This window comes from Thalassotalea litorea (genome assembly GCF_043642205.1).
Lineage (GTDB): Bacteria > Pseudomonadota > Gammaproteobacteria > Enterobacterales > Alteromonadaceae > Thalassotalea_A > Thalassotalea_A litorea.
This window is the reverse complement of sequence record NZ_JBHZSG010000051.1, coordinates 1-21832: the sequence shown is the minus strand read 5'-3', so window position 1 is coordinate 21832 and position 21832 is coordinate 1. Positions and strand designations below refer to the sequence as shown.

The 21832-nt window shown below is 44.5% G+C and carries 21 protein-coding genes; 8 read left to right on the top strand and 13 right to left on the bottom strand.

Going from position 1 to position 21832, the window contains the following annotated elements; all coding sequences use genetic code 11:
- The first annotated feature begins 263 nt into the window (after positions 1–263).
- Positions 264–689, top strand: a complete 426-nt coding sequence (locus tag ACHUFQ_RS15470; RefSeq protein ID WP_394176753.1) for a DUF4124 domain-containing protein — start codon at positions 264–266, stop codon at positions 687–689.
- A 16-nt stretch (positions 690–705) separates the two neighbouring features.
- On the opposite strand, the gene clpB is transcribed toward ACHUFQ_RS15470, so the two are convergent.
- The 3 genes from clpB to rluD form a co-directional block, all read right to left on the bottom strand.
- Positions 706–3276 (bottom strand): ATP-dependent chaperone ClpB, encoded by a 2571-nt coding sequence (gene clpB / locus ACHUFQ_RS15465; RefSeq protein ID WP_394176752.1) that lies wholly within the window; start codon positions 3274–3276, stop codon positions 706–708.
- Positions 3277–3568: 292 nt separating this feature from the next.
- Positions 3569–4366, bottom strand: a complete 798-nt coding sequence (pgeF, locus tag ACHUFQ_RS15460; RefSeq protein ID WP_394176751.1) for a peptidoglycan editing factor PgeF — start codon at positions 4364–4366, stop codon at positions 3569–3571.
- 23 nt (positions 4367–4389) lie between these two features.
- Positions 4390–5364, bottom strand: coding sequence for a 23S rRNA pseudouridine(1911/1915/1917) synthase RluD (rluD, locus tag ACHUFQ_RS15455; RefSeq protein WP_394176750.1), 975 nt, complete (start codon positions 5362–5364; stop codon positions 4390–4392).
- Positions 5365–5495: 131 nt separating this feature from the next.
- On the opposite strand from rluD, the gene ACHUFQ_RS15450 reads away from it, so the two are divergent.
- Positions 5496–6260, top strand: coding sequence for an outer membrane protein assembly factor BamD (locus ACHUFQ_RS15450; protein ID WP_394176749.1), 765 nt, complete (start codon positions 5496–5498; stop codon positions 6258–6260).
- Between the two features lie 96 nt (positions 6261–6356).
- On the opposite strand, the gene ACHUFQ_RS15445 is transcribed toward ACHUFQ_RS15450, so the two are convergent.
- Complete coding sequence (locus ACHUFQ_RS15445) at positions 6357–6695, bottom strand: P-II family nitrogen regulator (protein ID WP_394176748.1); 339 nt, start codon at positions 6693–6695, stop codon at positions 6357–6359.
- Between the two features lie 328 nt (positions 6696–7023).
- Here ACHUFQ_RS15445 and ACHUFQ_RS15440 point away from each other — a divergent pair, with 328 nt between their 5' ends.
- Positions 7024–7308 (top strand): hypothetical protein, encoded by a 285-nt coding sequence (locus tag ACHUFQ_RS15440; protein WP_394176747.1) that lies wholly within the window; start codon positions 7024–7026, stop codon positions 7306–7308.
- A gap of 73 nt (positions 7309–7381) precedes the next feature.
- The gene (nadE, locus tag ACHUFQ_RS15435; RefSeq protein WP_394176746.1) at positions 7382–8212 is read left to right on the top strand and encodes an ammonia-dependent NAD(+) synthetase; all 831 of its coding nucleotides are present in this window, start codon (positions 7382–7384) and stop codon (positions 8210–8212) included.
- Between the two features lie 68 nt (positions 8213–8280).
- Here the strand turns inward: nadE and ACHUFQ_RS15430 are convergent, their stop codons facing one another.
- From ACHUFQ_RS15430 to ACHUFQ_RS15390, 9 genes are all read right to left on the bottom strand, one after another.
- Positions 8281–10359: a prepilin-type N-terminal cleavage/methylation domain-containing protein gene (locus ACHUFQ_RS15430; RefSeq protein ID WP_394176745.1), complete on the bottom strand. Its 2079-nt coding sequence runs from the start codon at positions 10357–10359 to the stop codon at positions 8281–8283.
- 8 nt (positions 10360–10367) lie between these two features.
- Complete coding sequence (locus ACHUFQ_RS15425) at positions 10368–11546, bottom strand: pilus assembly PilX family protein (protein WP_394176744.1); 1179 nt, start codon at positions 11544–11546, stop codon at positions 10368–10370.
- A 47-nt stretch (positions 11547–11593) separates the two neighbouring features.
- On the bottom strand, positions 11594–12370 hold the full coding sequence (locus ACHUFQ_RS15420) for a PilW family protein (protein ID WP_394176743.1): 777 nt from the start codon (positions 12368–12370) through the stop codon (positions 11594–11596).
- Complete coding sequence (locus tag ACHUFQ_RS15415) at positions 12367–13041, bottom strand: GspH/FimT family pseudopilin (RefSeq protein WP_394176742.1); 675 nt, start codon at positions 13039–13041, stop codon at positions 12367–12369. Before ACHUFQ_RS15415 ends, ACHUFQ_RS15420 begins: the two co-directional genes overlap by 4 nt.
- A gap of 274 nt (positions 13042–13315) precedes the next feature.
- Positions 13316–13756 (bottom strand): type IV pilin protein, encoded by a 441-nt coding sequence (locus ACHUFQ_RS15410; RefSeq protein WP_394176741.1) that lies wholly within the window; start codon positions 13754–13756, stop codon positions 13316–13318.
- Positions 13757–13766: 10 nt separating this feature from the next.
- Positions 13767–15821 carry a type IV pilus modification PilV family protein gene (locus ACHUFQ_RS15405; protein ID WP_394176740.1) on the bottom strand — a complete coding sequence of 685 codons (2055 nt, stop codon included), beginning with the start codon at positions 15819–15821 and terminating at the stop codon, positions 13767–13769.
- Between the two features lie 19 nt (positions 15822–15840).
- Entirely contained in the window at positions 15841–17019 is a 1179-nt protein-coding gene (locus tag ACHUFQ_RS15400; RefSeq protein ID WP_394176739.1) for a pilus assembly PilX family protein, read from the bottom strand.
- A 72-nt stretch (positions 17020–17091) separates the two neighbouring features.
- Complete coding sequence (locus tag ACHUFQ_RS15395) at positions 17092–17871, bottom strand: prepilin-type N-terminal cleavage/methylation domain-containing protein (RefSeq protein WP_394176738.1); 780 nt, start codon at positions 17869–17871, stop codon at positions 17092–17094.
- Positions 17868–18449 carry a GspH/FimT family pseudopilin gene (locus ACHUFQ_RS15390; protein WP_394176737.1) on the bottom strand — a complete coding sequence of 194 codons (582 nt, stop codon included), beginning with the start codon at positions 18447–18449 and terminating at the stop codon, positions 17868–17870. Before ACHUFQ_RS15390 ends, ACHUFQ_RS15395 begins: the two co-directional genes overlap by 4 nt.
- Before the next feature lie 696 nt (positions 18450–19145).
- Between ACHUFQ_RS15390 and ACHUFQ_RS15385 the strand changes: the two genes are divergently transcribed.
- Genes ACHUFQ_RS15385 through ACHUFQ_RS15370 form a run of 4 tightly spaced genes read left to right on the top strand, consistent with a single transcriptional unit; the run spans position 19146 to position 21739 of the window.
- Entirely contained in the window at positions 19146–19673 is a 528-nt protein-coding gene (locus ACHUFQ_RS15385; protein WP_394176736.1) for a type IV pilus modification PilV family protein, read from the top strand.
- Positions 19670–20623, top strand: coding sequence for a PilW family protein (locus tag ACHUFQ_RS15380; RefSeq protein WP_394176735.1), 954 nt, complete (start codon positions 19670–19672; stop codon positions 20621–20623). Before ACHUFQ_RS15385 ends, ACHUFQ_RS15380 begins: the two co-directional genes overlap by 4 nt.
- A 31-nt stretch (positions 20624–20654) precedes the next feature.
- Complete coding sequence (locus tag ACHUFQ_RS15375) at positions 20655–21143, top strand: type II secretion system protein (protein ID WP_394176734.1); 489 nt, start codon at positions 20655–20657, stop codon at positions 21141–21143.
- 23 nt (positions 21144–21166) lie between these two features.
- Entirely contained in the window at positions 21167–21739 is a 573-nt protein-coding gene (locus ACHUFQ_RS15370) for a type IV pilin protein (RefSeq protein ID WP_394176733.1), read from the top strand.
- Positions 21740–21832 lie beyond the last annotated feature (93 nt).

Here is a 21832-nt window from a genome sequence, read left to right as displayed (position 1 = left end):
GACCACGTCAACACCCAAATCAATAAAAATCACAAAAAAACGATCGTTTGCTTAAAAATCCTACGGCACTAACATTTTCCTAACAATCATGCGCCATTTTATAAACCTTGGCGCGGGTTCTCGCGGTCAAAATGTGGATACGTAGCGATAAATCCACAAATGATTTCTGCTTTGGAGTTTTTATTAAAACTTTGGTATAAAAGAAGGGCACAAATGTTATGGCCTATATAAAAGGTCTGTTTTGAATAAGAAGAAGCGTTCCTATGGATAGAACAATTATATTAGTACCGGCTTTCATGCTATTAACCACGGTAGCTGCGCAAGCGATTGCCAAAGATGTCACCGTATATCGTTGGGTCGATAAAAATGGCCAAATTCATTACACCCAACATGAACCTATCGATAACGAGTATGCAGAAGTAAAAATAGATACGCCCTACAACAAATCAAAGCCGTCATTAATGGACAAATCTGTGAATACGGATATCGGCTCGGAGGTTGTATCTGCAAAGCTTGCCAAACAAGGCAAAGAAAAATGTGTAAACGCTAAAAATAACCTTCGCGTGTTAAATGACTTTCCCAAGGTGAAAGTAACCGAAGAAGATGGAAGCACCCGATTACTAACACCGTTGGAAAAACAACAACAGCTTCGCATTGCAGAAAACGAAGTGGAAGTTTACTGCGACTAGCTAAGTCTCAATCCCATTAATAAATTGAAATATCGCCCCCACTAACATCAACAGTAATGCTCGCCCCCGGAGCAAACTTACCCGCTAATATTTCCTGCGCCAATGGATTTTCAACGTTTTGTTGAATAGCCCGTTTTAAAGGTCGTGCGCCGAATACCGGATCAAACCCTGCTTGTGCTATTTTGGAAATTGCTTCTGGCGTTACCACTAGTGTCAATTGACGCTCTTCAAGACGCTTGGTCAATCGCTGTAATTGGATAGCAGCTATCTGCGCAATTTGTTCAGCATCCAGAGGATGGAATACTACCGTTTCATCGATTCGGTTAATAAACTCCGGTTTAAAATGTTGAGCTACAACCGCCATTACGGTTGCTCGCAATTGTTCATAACTCGATTCGGTGGCCATTTCCTGAATTAAATCTGACCCCATATTAGACGTCATAATGATCACGGTATTGCGAAAATCCACAGTCCGCCCCTGGCCATCGGTCAATCGGCCATCATCCAGCACCTGTAGTAATATGTTGAAAACTTCTGGGTGCGCTTTTTCTATTTCATCCAGCAAAATGACAGAATAAGGTTTGCGTCTGACCGCTTCGGTAAGATAACCGCCTTCCTCATAACCGACATAACCCGGAGGCGCCCCGATCAAACGGGCGACACTGTGCTTTTCCATGAACTCGGACATATCGATTCGAACCAACGCATCTTCACTATCAAACATGAAGTTTGCTAGGGCTTTGGTTAGTTCCGTTTTACCGACACCGGTAGGTCCAAGAAACATAAAAGATCCAATAGGTTTATCGGGATCGGATAACCCAGCTCTTGAGCGACGAATCGCATTCGATACTGCCGTCACCGCTTGCGTCTGACCAATGACTCGCTGTTGGATTTCCTCTTCCATCCGTAGCAACTTGTCCCGTTCGCCTTCCAGCATTTTAGCGACAGGGATACCTGTCGCCTTTGAGAGCACTTGCGCGATTTCAACATCGGTCACTTTATTTTTTAATAGTTGCATATCGACAACCGGATTTTCTTCGGCGTTTTCCAGTTGTTTGCTTAGGTCGGGGATCACACCATATTGCAGCTCAGCCATTCGCTCAAAATCGCCGCTGCGTTGCGCTACCTCGAAATCTAATTTTGCTTGTTCTAGTTCAGCTTTGATATTTTGGGTGCCATAGAGTGCAGCTTTTTCATTCTTCCAAACCTGCTCCAGTTGGTCATACTGAGCCTGATTTTCCTGAATTTCCTGCTCTAGTAGCTGCAACCGTTTTAATGATGCATCATCCGTTTCTTTCTCAACAACTTTCTGTTCCAGCTTAAGTTGGATCAAGCGCCTTTCAATACGGTCTAAATCTTCGGGTTTAGAATCCATTTGCATGCGGATACTCGACGCCGCTTCATCAATCAAGTCGATAGCTTTATCTGGCAATTGACGATCACTGATGTAACGGTGAGATAACGTTGCCGCAGACACAATTGCAGGATCGGTTATTTCTACACTGTGGTGCAATTCATAACGCTCTTTCAGACCACGTAAAATCGCTACGGTATCTTCAACGCTGGGTTCGTCCACCAAGACTTTTTGAAAGCGGCGCTCCAATGCGGCATCTTTTTCAATATATTGACGATATTCATCCAAGGTCGTGGCACCAACGCAATGCAGGTCTCCACGGGCCAAGGCAGGTTTGAGCATATTACCAGCATCCATCGCGCCGTCAGTTTTACCTGCCCCCACCATGGTATGTAGCTCATCGATAAATAAAATGACCTGACCTTCTTCTTTGGCTAGTTCATTTAAAACCGCTTTTAACCTTTCTTCAAATTCTCCGCGATATTTGGCGCCAGCAATCAGTGCGCCCATATCAAGAGATAAGACTTGTTTGTTCTTTAGTCCTTCTGGAACCTCACCATTGATAATCCGCTGCGCAAGCCCTTCAACAATGGCGGTTTTACCGACACCGGGTTGACCAATTAAGACAGGGTTATTTTTAGTGCGGCGCTGTAATACCTGGACAGTGCGGCGAATTTCCTCATCACGGCCGATAACCGGATCCAGTTTTCCCTGCTCTGCACGCTCGGTAAGGTTGACCGTATATTTATCCAATGCCTGACGGGTATCTTCCGCATTTGGATCATTAACCGCCTGACCACCGCGAACTTTTTCAATCGCCTGCTTTAACGGCTTATCCTTTAAACCGGATGACTTTAATACGCTACCTAATGGACCTTTATCTTCCAGTGCCGCTAATAAAAACGTCTCTGATGAAATAAATTTATCTTGCTGTTTTTGCGCAAGCTTGTCGCAAAGATTTAACAGGCTGGCTAACTGATTTGAAACCTGGACATCACCGCCGCTGCCTTCCACTTGCGGAAGTTCAGCCAGCATTTGATTGAGCTTACTGCGGAGCGCAGACACTTCTATCTGACATTGTTTTAGTATTGACGCAATTGACCCATCACTTTGGTTTAATAGCGCCAACATTAAATGCATTGGTTCAATAAATTGATTGTCGTGACCTAACGCCAATGATTGAGCATCGGCTAATGCTTGTTGAAACTTTTGAGTTAATTTATCCACTCGCATCTATCAATCCTCTTTACATACCATTAATCCACAAATAATTTGTGGTTTTGCGAATTCATATTGATTAAATAGGAACCGAACAAGGAAAATTCAATAGCCAGGTTAAAAAATAGTTAGCAGCATTTTGTCAAAATGCTGCTGTAGAGGTAGACGGCGTCGAGGGAGAAAACGATGCTGTTGCCAATCGTTTTCGGTGGGAGATAACGTGAAGTGGGAATGAGTCTGATGCGTTAGGCTACCCGAGTAACGTTAGGCTATCCGAGTAACGTTACACTGTCCGGTTTACGTTAGGCTATCCGTTGTTCGTTACGCTATCCGTTTTACGTACAGGGCCCGCGAGCGAATTTTTCATGATTACGGTTGCCATTCTTCCCGTTTGTCCATCACGACGATATGAGAAAAAGTCGTTACCCGAAGATACTGTGCAACACTGGCTACGTTGAATATGCTGGACACCGAGCTGTTGTAAAATCTTAATCGCCAGGCCATGCAAATCGCCGATAAACTTTCCATTGCCAGTCTGTTTGAAAAACACGTCATTATCTGTATTTATCTGAATGAACTGTGCACGGACTTCCGGACCCACTTCAAATTGCTGAGCACCGATACACGGACCAAGCCAAGCGTGAATATTTCGCGTTTTACAGGTAAATTTTTGCACCGTATTTTCAACAATTCCTGATACCAAAGGCCGCCAGCCAGCATGGATAGCGGCAAGTTCAGTACCACTTGCTGAAGCCAATAATATCGGTAAACAATCGGCCGTTAATACTCCAATGGGTTGATTGGCTAACCGTGTAAATACCGCGTCTGCCGTTACCGGTGTCTTGGTATAGGTGGTAAGTTCATGCACATGATTACCGTGTACCTGCTCTAACCATTGAATCGGTTGGCCAAAATAATCCACTAACCGTTGGCGGTTTGCATTAACATTGGCTAGGTTATCACCGACATGTGCACCCAGATTAAATGAATGAAAAGGAGCATCACTGTGCCCCCCTTGCCGGGTTGTACTAGCGCCTTTAATCAAATTCTGCCTGGAATCGGTGACAGAAAAAATTGACTCAAGATCATGCTTGTTGCTGAACAATGCCCTACTCCATCTGGCAAATGTTAATAGTCTTCCACCATATTCTGTTGCGCATCTAAATGCAACGCGTCAGCGACCGCCTGCATATCGTCCGGAACAGGTGCATGCCAGGTCATCAATTCTCCATTTACCGGGTGATATAAAGAAAGCATGGTGGCATGCAGCGCCTGACGTTTAAAGTTACGTAATAATTCCCTTAACTCTTCACTGGCATTTTTCGGTGGCCTTGGACGTCCGCCGTATACCGGATCTCCGACTAATGGATGGGCGATATGAGCCATATGGACACGAATTTGATGGGTACGGCCCGTTTCAAGGCGTAACCGCAAACGGGTATGTAGGCGGTATTTTTCGGCAACGCGATAATGGGTTACCGAGGGTCGCCCTGACATAGTGACCGCCATATGCGTTCTTTTGGTTGCATGTCGGCCGATAGGCTCATCAACGATCCCGCCGGCAGTCATAATACCATTGGCGATGGCTTCATATTCACGGGTGATTTCACGATGTTGTAATGCGTCGACCAGATTCGTCTGGGCGGCGATAGATTTAGCAACAACCATCAGTCCCGTGGTGTCTTTATCCAGACGATGGACGATTCCTGCACGGGGTAGGTTTTCCTGATCTGGATTATGATGCAGCAACGCATTTAAAACCGTTCCATCAGGATTACCGGCACCTGGGTGGACAACCAAACCTGCTGGTTTATTGATAACCAGAATATCGTCATCTTCATAAACAATATTCAGGTCAATATCCTGAGGCTCATAATGAACCTCTGCTTCTATTTCGGCGTCAAGGTTAATGATCTCGCCACCGAACATTTTTTCGCGAGCTTTTGTGGTAACCTGACCATTGACACTGACATTACCGGACACGATCCAATCTTTTAGTCGTGATCTGGAAAAGTCCGGGAACATTTGGGCAATTGTTTGATCTAAACGTTTACCTAAGCAGGAATCGGGAACCGTTTCCTGAAGTTGTATTTTCTCAGCCATTGAGGTCTCGATTAATTAGCACTGTGCAATACAGATTAGCTGGGTTAGAATGCAATAACTTTTATTTTACCCGCTTTGTGTCGGGCTTTCATAATTATTTTAACTGGGTATTAGCCAGACACGGAAAACCTATGCAGAAGTTAGCTTTAAAAACAATATTATTGACATTAGTTGTTGGTGTTGCCGGTTGCTCATCGGCACCGAAAGAAGTGCAAAAAGTGCCGGATAAATCGGCTCAAGCTCTTTATCTGGATGCAAAAAGTGCATTAGATAATGGTTTATATCAAAAAGCCATTCCAATTTTATCCGCGATCGACTCACGTTATCCGTTCGGCGCCGTGTCACATCAAGTGCAACTGGATTTGATTTACAGTTATTACAAAACTGGCGATTCAGCCCAAGGCATCGCGTTGGTTGACCGGTTTTTACGATTAAATCCTGGACACCAGAACATTGATTATGTGCATTATATGCGCGGTTTGATCAACTTATCAGAAGAAGAGAACATGTTTCAGCAAATGGCTGGTATCGATCGTAGCGATCGCGATCCAACCCATGCTCGCGAAGCATTTAAAGACTTTAAAACCGTATTAACGCAGTACCCTGACAGTAAATATTCTGCAGACTCGCGCGCCAGGATGATTGCCATCAAAAGTCGCCTTGCCGATTATGAACTAGCCGCTGCAAAGTTCTTTATGGAACGTCAGGCTTACGCTGCTGCGGCTAACCGTGGTCGCTATATCGTCGAATATTTTTCACCAAGTGCTCAGGTTGAAGATGCCTTGGTTATTATGATCGAGTGCTATCAAAAGCTTGGATTAACGGATCTTGAGCGCAACGCGAAACAAGTACTGGCGTTAAATTACCCAGACAACAAGGTAGTGAAAAATCTATAGCAGGCATTGTCACACCATATCCGCGTCATTCAATGAATAGCGCGTATAAAAAAAGCCGGGATGTCCCGGCTTTTTTTATGCACATGGTGTTTAAATTTAAACGGCTGACTCGCCTTCTTCGCCAGTACGAATACGAATAACACGTTCAACATCGGTCACGAAAATTTTCCCGTCTCCAATTTTCCCCGTTTGAGCGGTTTCGATGATTGCATCAATACAACGCTGCAGGTCTTCTTCCGTGACTACGATTTCCAGCTTCACTTTTGGCAGAAAATCCACCATGTATTCGGCACCACGATACAGCTCGGTGTGCCCTTTTTGACGTCCAAACCCTCTCACTTCAGAGACGGTCATACCGGTAATATTTACTCCCGCCAGAGCTTCTCTGACATCATCCATTTTAAAAGGCTTAATTATGGCTTCAATTTTCTTCATTGCCGTTCCTTACGATTTTCCATAACAGAAGATACATCAGTGCCGATAATAACACAGGCAATAACTATACCTATGAATTCGCAGCATCGATTTTTTAGGTTCATATTATAAGTCAAGTTAGCCCAAGATTATCTGCAATTGCCTGCCAGGTAAAGCAATGTCTTAAGACGATTAACGTTTGAAAGTAATCAACGACGCAATCGGCCATAACGGTAGCTGTTGCGTAACGATTTGCATCACCTATCTTGGCCCTTGCTGGATTTATGCAACAGAAGAGACTAGCGTTTTATTAATCAGTTCATTAAACCACGCCGGGAGGCACAACGCCATGAGACGAAAAATAGCTCTAATGATTGTCTGCATACTATCGGTTTCGGCTTGCAGCTACTTTGAAGGGAGTGAACGACAAAGCGAAGATTTTAATTTTGACCAGGATATGGTCACTGGAATTCGCATTGTCGAGTGCACGGAGCAAGATGATGCGGGATTTTGCATTGCAGCGAAATGCGAGGCCGATGATATCGAAAATTGCGAGCAATGGCTGCAGACATGTAAAGATCGTGACTTACAAAACAAGGGCAATAACGATTCGGCAAATTGTATGAGCCGATAATTGCAAAGCACGTATAGTCACTGGCCAATAACATTGATAAACTAAGATTTTTACTGCATTTTCGAGGTTTACCATGGATCGTCAGGCAATCATCGATGAGATGAAAGTGTTGCCCGTAATCGACACGCAATTTGAAATCACCCGACGGATTAATTTTATCAAGGAGCAATTGGTTGGCTCTGGCTTGAAGCATCTTATTCTGGGGATTAGCGGTGGCGTTGATTCATCAACCTGTGGACGACTCGCGCAACTGGCGGTCAATGAACTAAATGAAGAACATGGCGGTGGCTATAAATTTATCGCCGTAAGACTGCCTTATAACGTACAGGCCGATGAACAAGATGCGCAGCTTGCATTAACATTTATTCAGCCCAGCCAAGTATTGACCACCAATATCATGGCTGGCGCCGAAGGTATTCACGAAGAAGCGGTAACCGTGCTGGAACAATCGGGATTACTCACGGCCGATAATAATCGTCTGGACTTTTCGAAAGGCAATGTGAAAGCGCGTACCCGTATGGTCATGCAATACCATCTTGCCGGGATCCTGGGCGGTCTGGTTCTTGGTACCGATCATAGCGCAGAAAATATCACTGGCTTTTTCACTAAGTGGGGAGACGGCGCCTGCGATATGATCCCGCTATTTGGCCTGAGCAAACGTCAGGTTAGGCAATTGGCAGAAGCACTGGGAGCGCCTCAGATATTAATCACTAAAGCGCCGACCGCCGATTTAGAAGAATTGGCCCCAGGCAAAACAGACGAGGATGCTCTGGGACTAACTTACGATAACATTGATGACTTTTTAGAAGGCAAAGACGTTTCGTCGCATGTAGAAAAGACATTAATCGATATCTACCTGCGGACCCAACATAAGCGCAAGCCGATCCCTTGTATTTATGATTAAATAGAATCTGCTGTAAGCAATAAAAAAGCCGCGCTCAGCGCGGCTTTTTTATATTGGGTTATCAGCGTTCAACCAGCACAATTATCGTTGTGGGCGATGACATGCAAATCCACCTGGTATTCACCAAGTGCTAACGATTGAAGAGCCACTGCGGTAGAGCCTTTATTTACATTGACAGCCACAGTATCGGCTGCAGCGCTAACCGCACTGACATCCACGATGCACACTTGAGGTTTATTGCCTCCGGCACCATCGGCGATGTTGATACTTAAATTTCCGGTAAAGCTATGAATTAAATCTATAGGATTACTGCGGCAAGAATAGGTATCAAAATCTGGCGATATGCTACAGGAACCACTAGTAGAATCTGAAAAAACCGCCTCGATAAAACTGAAACTGGTCGTCGTCGTGATATTACCGCTAAACGTTACCTCACCATACGTCGAGTAGTCTATTGCCGAACAATTAAAACTGTCGATACTGCTATCAGAACTAACACTGGTTAAATACTGCCTGTTGCGATCGCAGCTAAACACACTGGCGTTATCATCAAATTCAATGTAACCATCCCAGCCATTTCCCCAGTCATAAACATCACAAGTGTATTTAACCTGATAACCATTTAAAACAGTGTTAAATCCTTGGTAATGGCAGTTATCCGCACCATCAGAGGTATTTGCATCCGGGCTAAATTTTGTGATCGGGAATGTCGTATCAATATTCGCAATAAAACTAACTTCATGACGTATTGACGGTGGGTCGCTTGGATCAAATGGACAATAAGAGTCCATCTCAAACCCAAAGGCATCCATTTTTGTCGCATCGATAAAGCTAGAATCGGTGTTTAGACAGAAAAAATCGGTAGGGACACCGGCAAATAACTTACCCGGCTCACCATCGATGTAACTATCAGCTCGCACCATAATACTTTCCAACAGGCAAAGTTCACCGGCATTATTACCCGGGCTCATATCTGCGACAACAAAATCATGGGAAGCTTGCCCGGATTGCGGCAACTTTAAGGCATCGGAAACGCCTACTGAATAATAGATGGTTTCACCATCTAAATCAGTCAGTGGCTGACCGTTAGACGTAGCATAAGCCATGCCCCGGTAAACACGTCTTGCCGCTATTTTCGGATCGGAAAACGCATCTAAAGAGGTAGGGTCTCCTTGACAAATCTTATCTCGTTGAGAGATACCATCAGCCAACATCACCCCGATATTGCCATGCCAGCCGCCACCAAGGTAACAGGTATAATTAAAGTAATGATAATCGCCATTTGATGTTAGATTTGCTGATGCCGTTGAGTCGTCAATTTGAAAGGCTTGCGGGTTCCCGTCGCTTTCCACACCACTGGTATAAAAGCGTTGGCAATAGGCTGCATCTGATGCTTTGACATAGATATCGCCGGGTTTCAGTTTACTTTGGGTGGCGATATCAATATACACCTTGCCTGAAATTTCGACGAAGCCGGTACAGGGTAACGTGCTGCGCTGGCCATTATCATCAAGTTCACAGGCATCCTCTAACGTTAGGACAATATCGTCTCCGTCCTTATCACCATTGGTTAGACGTAGATCGCCATCGCCACGATCGAGTAACCCGGTTAAATCGCCATTGCTGGTTATATTAGCCTGCTCCCCGGCTGCAACCTGACCGGCTCCTAATACTGCTCGGCCTGTTGCCGAGCGCACCAAAGGATCATTGCTTAAGTCCATACCGAGCTGACCGGTCAACGATGGAGATTCGAAACCAATTTCCGTATTTAGAACGACCTGCTCGGTACTCCCCTGGCTTGATTGCCAACTTACCATCACTGTGATTTGTTTGGTATCTGCCGTCTGATTAACCCTTTCCGTGCGCGTAAATTGTGCATTATTTCCAGGCAAAGTCATGCTATTGCCAAAACCTGTTGTTAGCGGAAATAAGGCATTAAATTCATCTGCATCACTCGCCTGGCCAGTGTAATTTCGCATCTCTTCCAATCGTTGTTGGGCAATCGCTATCGCTTCTGCCCGAGATTTATTTTCACTGCTATTGTCAATCACTTCAGACTGAAATACCGCAACGGCGAGTAACCCCACAGCCAGTATCGCAAGCGCTACAAGTACCTCTACCAGTCCAAATCCTTTATTGGTTTTCATGTTTTCTCCTAGAAATCTTTCCAGCTTCCGGCAGCAATGGTTCGTCGGGCACCTTCACGAGTCTTTTTTAATAGCCCAGTATTAAAATGAATATCGAGACTACCGCTAGTCGAGTTAAACGTGCCGCCCGATATCACTGCCCCATGAAACGTTGAATTACCGGATGCGGTTGCCGTTCCCATCACAAAAACCACACCATAAAAGTGTGGTGAGCCTTTAAATTCAACATCCCCATTGATGATTAAAATGGAAGGCGCTTCATCAGCCGTGGAACACAAATTGGAACCACTGACACCGCTTCGACATCCGACTGTACCACCATTAATTTCAACATTACCTTCGTACCAAATCACCTTGCTGGTTGCACCTTCTACGCATGAAGCATAGCTATTGGCCGCACATTCCCGCGTTTCAGACGGATTTGCCGGATCAACAACGACGGTTGCCATTAGTTCACGATACGCCGCTGGCGACATGCCAAAAAAGTTTTCAAATATGCCTGCTGGGCTTAAATTAGCGAGATCGCTGTCATGCTCAAGAATGTCCAAACCGACAGTCTCTTTATTTGAGGTTTGAATTTCCCCACAAGCCCTTGGGATATCCATACATGCGGGGTAATTGGCATCGGTCGGATCCGCCACATAAGTAGCGGTTGAGTTGTTCGATCCAATATCGACATCGCCACCACTCCAAATGGTTGAGTGCCCTTCTGGGTTATGTATTGTGGCTGAACCATTAACATCTAATGCGCCACGCGTTGTTAATGGATTATCTGGATGATTAGGTAAGGGATCGAGTGACTGCATCGTCGCCGAAACGGTTTTCGTGGAAGACCTGTCATCACTCACTGCCTGAGAAATTACCTGTAATGACGAAATATCGCCAGAAGTAACTTCATTTACCGTCACCGTTACCAGGGCCGTTCCAACCGGTCCACTTGGCGAATCACCAATACCATCAGTGTCGGTATCAAACACCGGGTCGATAACACCATCATTGTTACGATCGATACCGTCTGCAAGGTATTCAAGGGCTATAGCCATACCGGCTTCTGCTGCCTCAAATGTCGTTTTAGCGCGAAAATCGTTATTTACGATCTTTTGCTCAAATAATACCGTGCGAGCCAAATACACAGAAACCATGGAAATTAGCACCATTAAGACAATCGAGATTGTCAATACAGCCATTCCCTGTTGCCGATATCTGCGATTACTTAGGTTATACGCCTTCATACCTATCTTACCCTTATTAAATCATTTCGAACCCTGACACTTTGATTAATTGCCATGGTTACATCCGTGTCTTTGTTTAACATTCCCGCTAAGGTTATTTCTATTTCACGAGTTTCGACCGTGATAACACCACTGCCACTGGCTGGCACCGTGGTGTAACAATTTGCTTCTTCGGCATCATTGGTACTACTTAAACCATCATCGTCAATGCCATTAGGTTCGGATGAATCAATGCACCTGGAATTTTTAGGATTAAAAGTCAGCTGGGTAATGGTGTATAGATCGCTGTCACTGAGATCTAACCAAACGCCATTGTTGCAACTATCGCCATCGGTAACCGTACCCACAGCCCGCATTTGTGCGACGCCAGCATTTAACCGAAAGCCGAAATATTCTGTTGCGGCATCAACGATGCCATTTTCATTTTCGTCATAGGCGAACAAAACGCACTGACCATCTGTATCGGCATTCGCTGTAATTTGAGTATCGGAGCTGACGTTATTAATGATTACCAATGCAGTGTCATTAAGTTGATTAAAAGGGTTCAACGTGGGTTGTGAAGTGAAATTGCCCCAAAATCCCGCTCGCCTGATATCATTGCTCATCACCGACATGATGGTCATTAATTGCGTGTTCAGTTTGCTGGATTTTAGGGTATCAGCGCTTGATTTCACGGTACTGACGTAAATGCTGGTAATTCCGCTCAATACCATCATCCCGAGTACCATGGCAACAAGCAACTCGACTAAGCTGAAACCACCTTGCCTTGCCCTGCTCATCCTTTGCATTCCTGATAATCACTCAGATTGGAAGAGCAAATATTGAGATTTCCAAGCCGGGATACGTGGATTTTAGTGCTTAACGCCTCGCCATTTGACAGCGTAATTTCCACATTTTCACTGGCGGTTCCGCGTCGGGGTTCAAAATTTATGGAGGTAGTAGATGCTAATAACTTTATGCTTGGATATTGACTGGCATCGATACGACTCAACACATTATCATCCAGATCATTGTGAACCTTATCACCGTTATCGAACCTTAAAACGCATGCAGAGGGACTAATATTACTCGTTAGCGACGGGTCACAGCTGGTATCAGCATTGATCCCATAAGCCCAGTTATCCGTCCCGGGTGCTGAGATATTAAAATAGATAGATTGTGAACGAGATAAGGATTCCATGCGTGCTTGTTGCAGGTAGCTGTAGAGATCTTCTGTCGCCGCAACTAAATTTCGGGATTTAACGCTCTGCAAAAAAGATGGAACAGCAATGACAGCAAGTATGGCGACGATAGCGATGACGATAAGCAGCTCAATAAAGCTAAACGCGTTATTGTTTGCAAGCCTAAATGGCAAATTTTTGTGGCAAAGCACTGGGGAAGCAACTTGAACGTCTTCCCTAACTGCCGATATTGCAGCACCTGTAGCGCTCAGGTGAGATTTATTTGTCATTTTTCCTACCCCTTAAAGAAGGGTTACATCCCGTGTATCTATCCGATTAGCGGATCATCCATAATAAATTTATTAGGAGTTAAACGACGACTACTACCTGTCTGTTTTTTAGACTACCATTGTTTATTCTGCGCCCGCAATGATTTTATTTGTATATGCCATAATGAGTTAGGAGGATGTGGTAAAAGCCAGCTGCAATAATTTTGAGATAGGCCAATAAATTCAGCCATAAAAAAAGGCCCGATAAGGGCCTTTTTTTAAAGGTTATATGTGATTACCAACAACCGGTCGGCGCTTTTAGTCCTTTGGGGTTACTGGCATTGACCGTTAAAGTAATACTGGTACAGCCTGTATCCTGGGCTTGTGCGCCAAGCGCGGTCGCGGTAATGGTATAGCTATTGCCACTGGCGTTACTTAACGCAAACGAATAATACCCTTCCTGACTGGCACTGCTACCCTTTACCGTTGTTGCACTGCCTGATGCGCCACAACTGTTTGCACTGCCTAAGGCCTGGCCAAAAAACGGACAGTTACCTCTCAGTTTTTGTTGCGCCAGCATCATCGACATCATCCCTGTATGGGCATCCGTGCGCCTGGCTTTGCGCACAGAGTCCTGATAAGCCGGGTAGGCAATGGCCGACAAAATACCAATAATTGCAACGACGACCATTAACTCGATTAATGTAAATCCTTTACTGCTACTTTTATTTCGCATCATTTTCTCCTTACAGGCCACAATCGTTTCGACCTACAACATCAATATCGACGTTAATCGTACCTCGTTCCAAACTAGTAAATGCAACACTGGCGGTTTTACCATTGATGATTACTTCTTGATTTGCTGGTGCAGGTACGGCAGCACTAATACACACATCGTGATTATTTTTTTGTGCCGTATACATGACATTACCGGTCCATTGGGTAATTGCATCAAATTCGGCACTGGTACAAGAGTAACTAGTTCCATCGGAATTAGTCAAACAACTTCCACCAATATCTGAGATAGTAATCGTACCAATTGAACCCGCTGTTTTAGAAATATTACCACTTATGGTCACAGTTCCCTTTCCGGTATCATCGTTTGCACAGGAAAAATCTGCGATGGTTCGGTCGCCCGTTACATCGGCAAAACTTTGTTTTAAAGAAGCACAGGAAAAAATTGACGTATCCGGAGTGATTTGAACAAAGCCCGTCCAACCATTACCCCAATCATAGATATCACAAACATAATGCAACGAGTAGGTATTATCGACTTTAGACCAATACTCGCGTCGACAGTTTCCTAATCCATCCGATGTATTTACTCGGGTTCGGTAAATATTATCTTCCCAAAAACTATCGGATGTCAGATTAACGATACCACGAATTTCATGGCGCTCTGACGGGGGATCTGAAGGGTCGAACGGACAAAAATCTTCGATGGCATAGCCGAATGTGTCTAATTTCAGTTGATCGACATAACTGGCATTGACATTCAAGCAAAAAAAGTCAGTTGGTATTCCAGTAAACAAACCACCCGGAACACCACCTATGTTAGCATCAGTCCGAACCATAATGCCTTCAGACTTACACAGTTCGCCATCATTATCCCCCGGTCCCATTGCTGCTAAAACGAAATCGTGGCCCGCACCACCTTCAGGCGGCAAGACCAATGCATCGGCAACGCCAATAGAATAATAAATGATGTCGTTATTGGCATCTCTTAATATTGTCGTATTCGTTTCATCGGTAAAGTCGTATGCCATACCACGATATACGCGACGCCCTGCTATTTGTGTATCTTCCCATGGGTTGATGGAGGTGGGATCGCCCATACAGACTTTATCATTTCGGGTAATACCGCCTTCTAGCACCAGACCGATATTGCCATGCCAGCCGCCGCCCAGGTAACAAGTGTATTCAAAGTATTTATAATCGCTGTTGGCGGTAATATGGGCGGTTGTCGTTGACGAATCAACCACGACCGCATCACCGTCTGCGTCATAAAAGTATCGTTGACAATAAGCGGCATCCGATGCCTTCACGTAAATGTCACCGGGAGCTATTCTGTTTTGCGTCGCGGTATCAATATACACCCGCCCGGATATTTCGACGAACCCCGTACATGGGATACCGGTTCGATCACCGTTGGTATCCAATTCACAGGCATCTTTCAATGTCAGCACGACATCATTACCCGGTGTATCACCATTAGTCAGACGTAAATCGCCGTCGCCACGATCTAAAATACCGGTTGCATCACCATTTTGGCTCATATCAACGGTATCGGTAACTTTAACTTCACCCTCACCCAATTCCGCTCGCCCGGTTGCCGAACGAACCATAGGACCATTGGCATCAAAATCATCGAGTTCACCAACTAACGATGGCGATTTAAATCCCAGTTCACTTTGAATGATGACCTCTTCGGTCTCACCATTGCCTGATGACCAACTGACTTTAATTGCCACTTCTTTGGTTTCATTACTTTGGCTAATAGCTTCCTGACGGGAAAATACTGCATTTGCCCCATTGTGCGTGGTTGTATTGGTGAATCCCGTGGACACCAGATACAGAGAATCAAACTCACTGATATTTTTTACCGTATCGGTGTAATTGCGCATCTCTTCCATTCGTGCCTGAGCTAAAGCTAATGCCTCAGCACGGGCTTTATTTTCGGTACTGGAATTGATTAATTCACCTTGAAATACGGCAACACCAAGGAGGCCTACGGACAAAATTGCCACCGCAATCAAGACTTCAATTAAGCTAAAACCAAAGCTTTTTTTGTTATTTTTCATTGTGCTTCCTTTAACCAATCTAAAAATCGTGCCAGCTACCAGCTGCCACTGTCCGCGGACCATTCCATCGGGTTTTTTGCAATAACCCGGTGTTAAAATGAATATCTAAACTACCACTTGTTGAGTTTAAACTGCCGCCGGTGATCACCGCGCCATGAAACGTCGAATTACCACTGGCGCTGGCATCGCCCATAATAAATACCACCCCATAAAAGTGCGGGCTACCAGAAAAAGTGACATCACCATCAATAATCAAAATCGTCGGTGCTTCATCGCTGTCGGCGCATAAATTACTACCGCTAACACTTGAACGACAACCGACCGTACCGCCATTAATTTCTACGTCACCTTGATACCAAACTACTTCGTTAGTTGAACCTGATACACAGCCATCATAGGTATTTGCTGCGCAGCCTATCGATTCAGCAGGGGCGCTGGGATCGATAACCATAGACGCCATGGTTTCTTTATAAGCTTTCGGTGACATACCGAAGAAGTTTTCAAAAATACCCGCCGGGGTAAGGTTAAATAAGTCCGAATCATGTTCAAGAATATCCAAACCGACAATTTCTTTATTGGAAGTCTGGATTTCAGCACAGCCCCTTGGAATATCCATACAGCCAGGATATGTGGCATCGGTAGGATCGGCGATATAGGTTGCGGTTGAGTTATTCGAGCCAATATCGACATCACCGCCACTCCAAATGGTACTGTGGCCCTCGGGGTTATGGACCGTTGCGGAACCATTGACATCCAGACTGCCGCGAGTGGTCAATGGATTGTCTGGGTGATTTGGTAAAGGATCTAACGATTGCATCGTCGTTGTTACCGTTTTCACCGATGCATCATCAAGGCTGGTCGCTTGTGATACGACATTTAACGAGGTGATATCGTTGGCAACGATTTCATTAACGCTAACCAAAACATTCGCCTGACCAACAACTCCCGTGTTTGAATCACCTACACCATCATTATCTGAATCAAACACCGGGTCAATGACCCCATCGTTGTTGCGATCCAAACCGTTTGCCAAGTATTCCAGTGCTATCGCAAGCCCGGCTTCAGCACTTTCAAACGTCGTTTTTGATTTAAAATCGTTATTGACCATTTTTTGTTCAAACAAAATGGTTCGAGATAAATATAACGACACCATAGTGACCAAAATCACTAAGATGATAGATATGGTTAACACAGCCATGCCGGCCTGCTTTTTGGGGTATTTCGTGGTTGTGGGGGACTTTACTGTGTAATTACTGCGACACATAAAGGTCTACCTTATTCTTATCCAGTCATTTCTTATTCGGACGGATTGGCTAATGGACATCGTCACTTCAGGGTCAGTGACTAATGCTGCCGTCATGGTGATTTCAATATCCCGGGTTTCTACCGTAGTATCACCACTGCCCGCGGTGGGAACTTGCGAATAACAATCCCGCTCATCGTCATCGTCTTCGCCGTTGGCACCATCATTATCCAATTCATCCGGCTCTCTGGTATTGACACAGGCAGAGTCGCCACTGTTAAAAGACAACTGCGTTATTGTATAAAGATCGCTGTCGCTTAAAATCGTCCAGGTACCGTTTACACAGCTATCACCATCTGTCACCGTGCCTGCGGTGCGCATTTCGATATTGCCAGCGTTTAAGCGAAAGCCGAAATACTCCGAATCCGCGTCAACCGATCCGTTTTCATTTTCATCGTAGGAATAAGTAATACACTGGCCACTGGCATTACTACCTAAGGTTATCTGGGTATCGCTGGCCATCGAGTTAATGATTTCGACAGCGGTGTCGTCAATTTGACTAAATGGATTTGCTGAAGGGGTTTCGGTAAACGTCGCCCAATAACCCGCGCGGCGAATATCATTGACCATGATGCTCATCATGCTCATCATCTGGGTATTCAATTTACTGGATTTTAATGTCGATGCACTGCTGGCAATTATGGTGACATAAATGTACGTTGCGCCACTTAACACAAACATACCGATTACCATACCGATCAACAATTCGATGATTGTGAATCCTTTGTTACTGCGCTTTTTGATCACGAACAACTCCTGTATTCAATCAAGTCATTTGAGCAAAGCTTAATGTTGCCAATCAAAGATAGAGAAATGCTGACACTGCTACCGGATTTGCTGGTGAGGGTGTACAGTCTCGCACCATCGGTCGTTCCTCGGGCAGGATCAAAGGTTATTGAGTTAGATGCGGAACCACTGACAACAGACATCTGCATGGTAACATCGGTAAATTCGGTACCATCCATTTTATGCAACACGTTATCATTGGCAGCGACAAAAGCCCCGTCGCCATCGTCTATCTGCAACACGCAAGCCGATGCAGAGGTATTGTCTGCAATGGTCGGGTCACAGGCGGTTAATTCATTGATACCGAACGCCCATGACGTTGAGCCAAGGCCAGAGACAGAAAAAACGACATCTTCGGAACGCAATAGGGACTCGGAACGAGCCAATTGCAGATGAGAATATAAAGCCTCAGCCGCACTAGTAAGGTTCCGGCTTTCTATGCTACGCACGAAGCTCGGCGCAGCAACTAAGGCAAGAATTGAGATAATGACTAACGTAATCATCAACTCGATAAAAGTAACACCACGTATTTTTTTCATTGTTATTAACGTCTTAGATCCCAAAAATGGAAATCAATTTAGGTATTAATGTTTATTGCGTTGTGACAGAAACGGCGTAATTTATACGATTCTATCTACCAAAAGTCGTGGAATTTTCGAAAGTACAGAGGGGGGGTTTACTATCTTAATACACGTATTCTAACCATTGTTATTACAGCATTCGCTACAAAACCTCAGAGAAAATATGTTATTAACCAAGATGATAATAAACAATTTACCAACAACTCTCGCTAAATCCAACTAATATTCGCGAATATTTTCAATTTAATGATCTGCAAGTCGCAGTTCCATTGTCACCATTAACGCTTTTAAGCTCAAGGGTTTTATGCAATTGGCCTTGAAAATTTACCTTCGGTGCAACACCGACCTCCGGAGCCAGAACGCAGCTAACGTTAGATGCGCTACCTCAAGCCCCTTGCTGCGGGCGCTCCGCTAATATCCAGTAATAACACCTTGCAGGTATAGGCCGAAAACTATCCGTTTGAGCTAAGTTAATTATTGTGGTTGCAACGGCATGCGTCGTCATGTTTTTCGCAGCGCGTCACCTTGTCGGTTTATTCATGGACGTTAGTTAACGTTAACGACGTACCTAAATAATGATGCTACTCCTTTATTGGATTTTAACGATTAAGGCTTAGCCAGATTAGCCAAGGAATTAAAAACATGGACAGTGTAATGAAAGCTCTAAAGAAACAAAATGATGTTTTGATCACATCGCGCAATAGCTGGCGAATGACAGGCTTTAGCCTGCTGGAGTTATTGATTGCGCTAGCCATCTTTTCTTATGTGTTCTTAGGCATCGCCAAATTGCAGTTATTATTGGCCAATAAAACTCAAAGCAACTATCAACAGCTTCAGGCTGCGCAAATAGCCGATGATTTACTCAATCGAATCGATCGTAATGAGAATGCTGTTAACGAGTACATTGCACTATCAGCGACGAAAATCTCTTCCCCCCGAAATTGCACATCGTCTCCTTGTGATAGGACGGATATCGCCAGAAATGATCTATTCCTGGCCCAGCAAAAACTCGAGTCGTTACCATTTTCATCACTTGCAATCGCGAAAACGTCAAATAGTACGAGTGTGAGTATTTACTGGCATGCCAATCCGGTAGTGGGAGCTAACAAGGCCTGCCCTCAACAATCGGAAAATGACTACCATTGCATGTTGTTGCAGCGATATATGGAGACAACACCATGAATATTTCACGGGTCAAACGCCCGATAACGAAAGCCACCAAAACAAAAACGACTGTCACCGGCCTGACCCTTATAGAAGTGATGGTTTCTCTGGCTATCGCGCTATTTGTGCTTACGCTGGTTATCAACTCGTTATTGTCGCTAAATCGAGCATTTGTTTTTACAGAGCAACTTGTCCGGGTTCAGGAAAGCTTAAGATTTGCTCAGCATCAATTACAATTACCGCTTAACAAAAGCCAATTCTGGTTTAAGCTGCAAGGCTTGTTAAACTATTCCGGAAGCATAAGCGTAAACCATAGCCAAGCTCCGAGTTGTGATAAGGATAAGAGCGATTGGGCATTTCACGTATGGCAACCGATCAGCGCTTTAAATAATAACCGAAGCCATTATGAATGTATCAGTGCCTCGAGTTATCGCGATTCCGATATTTTAACCCTTCGTCATTTAAAACGGGCCGAATTGATTGACGCTCCTGCCAATCCATTTATCCGTTTACACCAAACCCAGGCAAAGTTTTTTCGAGGCAATGACCATGAATTTTCCATAAATCAGTTTCCCGACGTCAACGCCGCTACCTATGCTGTCATTTCTCAGACATTTTACCTTGCCAATAGCAATCGTACATGCAATGGCGTGGCTATTCCGGCTCTGTATCGAAAATACCTGAGCAACGGCCTGCCAAAAACCGAGGAAGTTGCCAGTGGTATTGAACACCTGGAACTGTTATTTGATATCGACAGGGATGACGATGGCGATATCGACCATCAGGTTGCAGCGGATCAGGTCGTTGCCTGGCAATTGGTGAGAAGTATTAGTGTCCACCTTATTGCCCGCAGCGAATGCGAACTCAGTGGTCCGCCGGTAACCACACGCTTTAATGTAGCGGAGACAGAAATGGAATTTTCAGACAAGTTTTTAAGGGAATCTCTGGTTTTCACCGTAGCGTTATAAATCAGAATAATTGAAATACAGGGAGTTATTCATGGACAAAACATCAGCTGTCGGACATAAATTACGACGCTTAAAATCCGGGTTTATTTTGATCACAACGTTGATTTTTTTACTCATTTTAGCGGTCACTAGCGGCGGCCTATTTAATCAAATACTGAGCACCCAGCAGCAATCTAATTTAGCGATTAACCACATAACCCAACTCAACGATCAGAAAAGCCTGTTAAATCTGGCAAAACAACAGGCTCAGCAACTGATTACCGCCGGTCATGATTTGATGCAAATGTCTGAAGGGTTTACACCACAGGTGACAAAAGATGATCACCCGCTGGCCGATTGGTTCCAATTCCATTCTTTAGGCTGGCAACCAAACGAAAAAATCCATTACCGCCTTATCTATATTGGCCAACAGACAAACGATAACAATGAGACGGTTTACTGGTTTAGCGTAGAGCAACATCACAGCCAATGGCAATTAAGCGCCCTACCGACTTACACGATTTCAGTGCCCCACTCCTGACGTTTATAAACAAGGGGCCAACGATGAGCATCAGAAGACGTTTTCAATATGTCGCTAATATATCAGCGCAAAACATACAGACGAAAAACATACAGACGAAAAACATACTGGCGATTAACAACCATGCTAACACCAATCAATATAGCAATCTTCGATATGGCAACCATCGACATGGTAAGCAGCGCAGCCTGGGTTTTAATTTGATTGAGTTAATGGTTTGCCTGTTGATTATTGCGATTATTTTTATGATCGCTCAAGGTAGTTTTCATCAAATAATGTTAAAAAGTCACCGGCATCAGGCCGTGCAATCCCTGTATAGTCTGGCGGCGATAGAAGAAGAGTTATTGCTAAGAACCGGTCAGTATCAACAAAGTGCCATTGCGCAAACCTCTGTAGCCCAAAACACTCGTTATAAATTTACGATAGACGTGAAAACCAAACATGTGCATGGTTATGATCTATTCACCATCACCGCTGATGCTATCAACGCTCAGCAACAGGACAAAGCCTGTCTGCGATTTAGTCTGGATTCAACCAATGCCCGAAAAGCCTTTACAAGCGATGGCACCGTCAATATGGCATGCTGGCAGCCTTAACCGTTGGTTTGGACACTTTATACCAATCACATTAAATTATTGCTCACTCAGTGAGAATTTAAAGGCTTTTAGACAAGGCTTTGATTGCAGAGA

Excerpts from the sequence above, each read along its gene's own strand:
- ACHUFQ_RS15470 (WP_394176753.1), top strand. The coding sequence starts at position 264 with ATGGATAGAACAATTATATTAGTACCGGCTTTCATGCTATTAACCACG.
- clpB (WP_394176752.1), bottom strand. The coding sequence starts at position 3,276 with ATGCGAGTGGATAAATTAACTCAAAAGTTTCAACAAGCATTAGCCGAT.
- rluD (WP_394176750.1), bottom strand. The coding sequence starts at position 5,364 with ATGGCTGAGAAAATACAACTTCAGGAAACGGTTCCCGATTCCTGCTTA.
- ACHUFQ_RS15450 (WP_394176749.1), top strand. The coding sequence starts at position 5,496 with ATGCAGAAGTTAGCTTTAAAAACAATATTATTGACATTAGTTGTTGGT.
- ACHUFQ_RS15445 (WP_394176748.1), bottom strand. The coding sequence starts at position 6,695 with ATGAAGAAAATTGAAGCCATAATTAAGCCTTTTAAAATGGATGATGTC.
- ACHUFQ_RS15440 (WP_394176747.1), top strand. The coding sequence starts at position 7,024 with ATGAGACGAAAAATAGCTCTAATGATTGTCTGCATACTATCGGTTTCG.
- nadE (WP_394176746.1), top strand. The coding sequence starts at position 7,382 with ATGGATCGTCAGGCAATCATCGATGAGATGAAAGTGTTGCCCGTAATC.
- ACHUFQ_RS15430 (WP_394176745.1), bottom strand. The coding sequence starts at position 10,359 with ATGAAAACCAATAAAGGATTTGGACTGGTAGAGGTACTTGTAGCGCTT.
- ACHUFQ_RS15425 (WP_394176744.1), bottom strand. The coding sequence starts at position 11,546 with ATGGCTGTATTGACAATCTCGATTGTCTTAATGGTGCTAATTTCCATG.
- ACHUFQ_RS15420 (WP_394176743.1), bottom strand. The coding sequence starts at position 12,370 with ATGAGCAGGGCAAGGCAAGGTGGTTTCAGCTTAGTCGAGTTGCTTGTT.
- ACHUFQ_RS15415 (WP_394176742.1), bottom strand. The coding sequence starts at position 13,041 with ATGACAAATAAATCTCACCTGAGCGCTACAGGTGCTGCAATATCGGCA.
- ACHUFQ_RS15410 (WP_394176741.1), bottom strand. The coding sequence starts at position 13,756 with ATGCGAAATAAAAGTAGCAGTAAAGGATTTACATTAATCGAGTTAATG.
- ACHUFQ_RS15405 (WP_394176740.1), bottom strand. The coding sequence starts at position 15,821 with ATGAAAAATAACAAAAAAAGCTTTGGTTTTAGCTTAATTGAAGTCTTG.
- ACHUFQ_RS15400 (WP_394176739.1), bottom strand. The coding sequence starts at position 17,019 with ATGGCTGTGTTAACCATATCTATCATCTTAGTGATTTTGGTCACTATG.
- ACHUFQ_RS15390 (WP_394176737.1), bottom strand. The coding sequence starts at position 18,449 with ATGAAAAAAATACGTGGTGTTACTTTTATCGAGTTGATGATTACGTTA.
- ACHUFQ_RS15385 (WP_394176736.1), top strand. The coding sequence starts at position 19,146 with ATGAAAGCTCTAAAGAAACAAAATGATGTTTTGATCACATCGCGCAAT.
- ACHUFQ_RS15380 (WP_394176735.1), top strand. The coding sequence starts at position 19,670 with ATGAATATTTCACGGGTCAAACGCCCGATAACGAAAGCCACCAAAACA.
- ACHUFQ_RS15375 (WP_394176734.1), top strand. The coding sequence starts at position 20,655 with ATGGACAAAACATCAGCTGTCGGACATAAATTACGACGCTTAAAATCC.
- ACHUFQ_RS15370 (WP_394176733.1), top strand. The coding sequence starts at position 21,167 with ATGAGCATCAGAAGACGTTTTCAATATGTCGCTAATATATCAGCGCAA.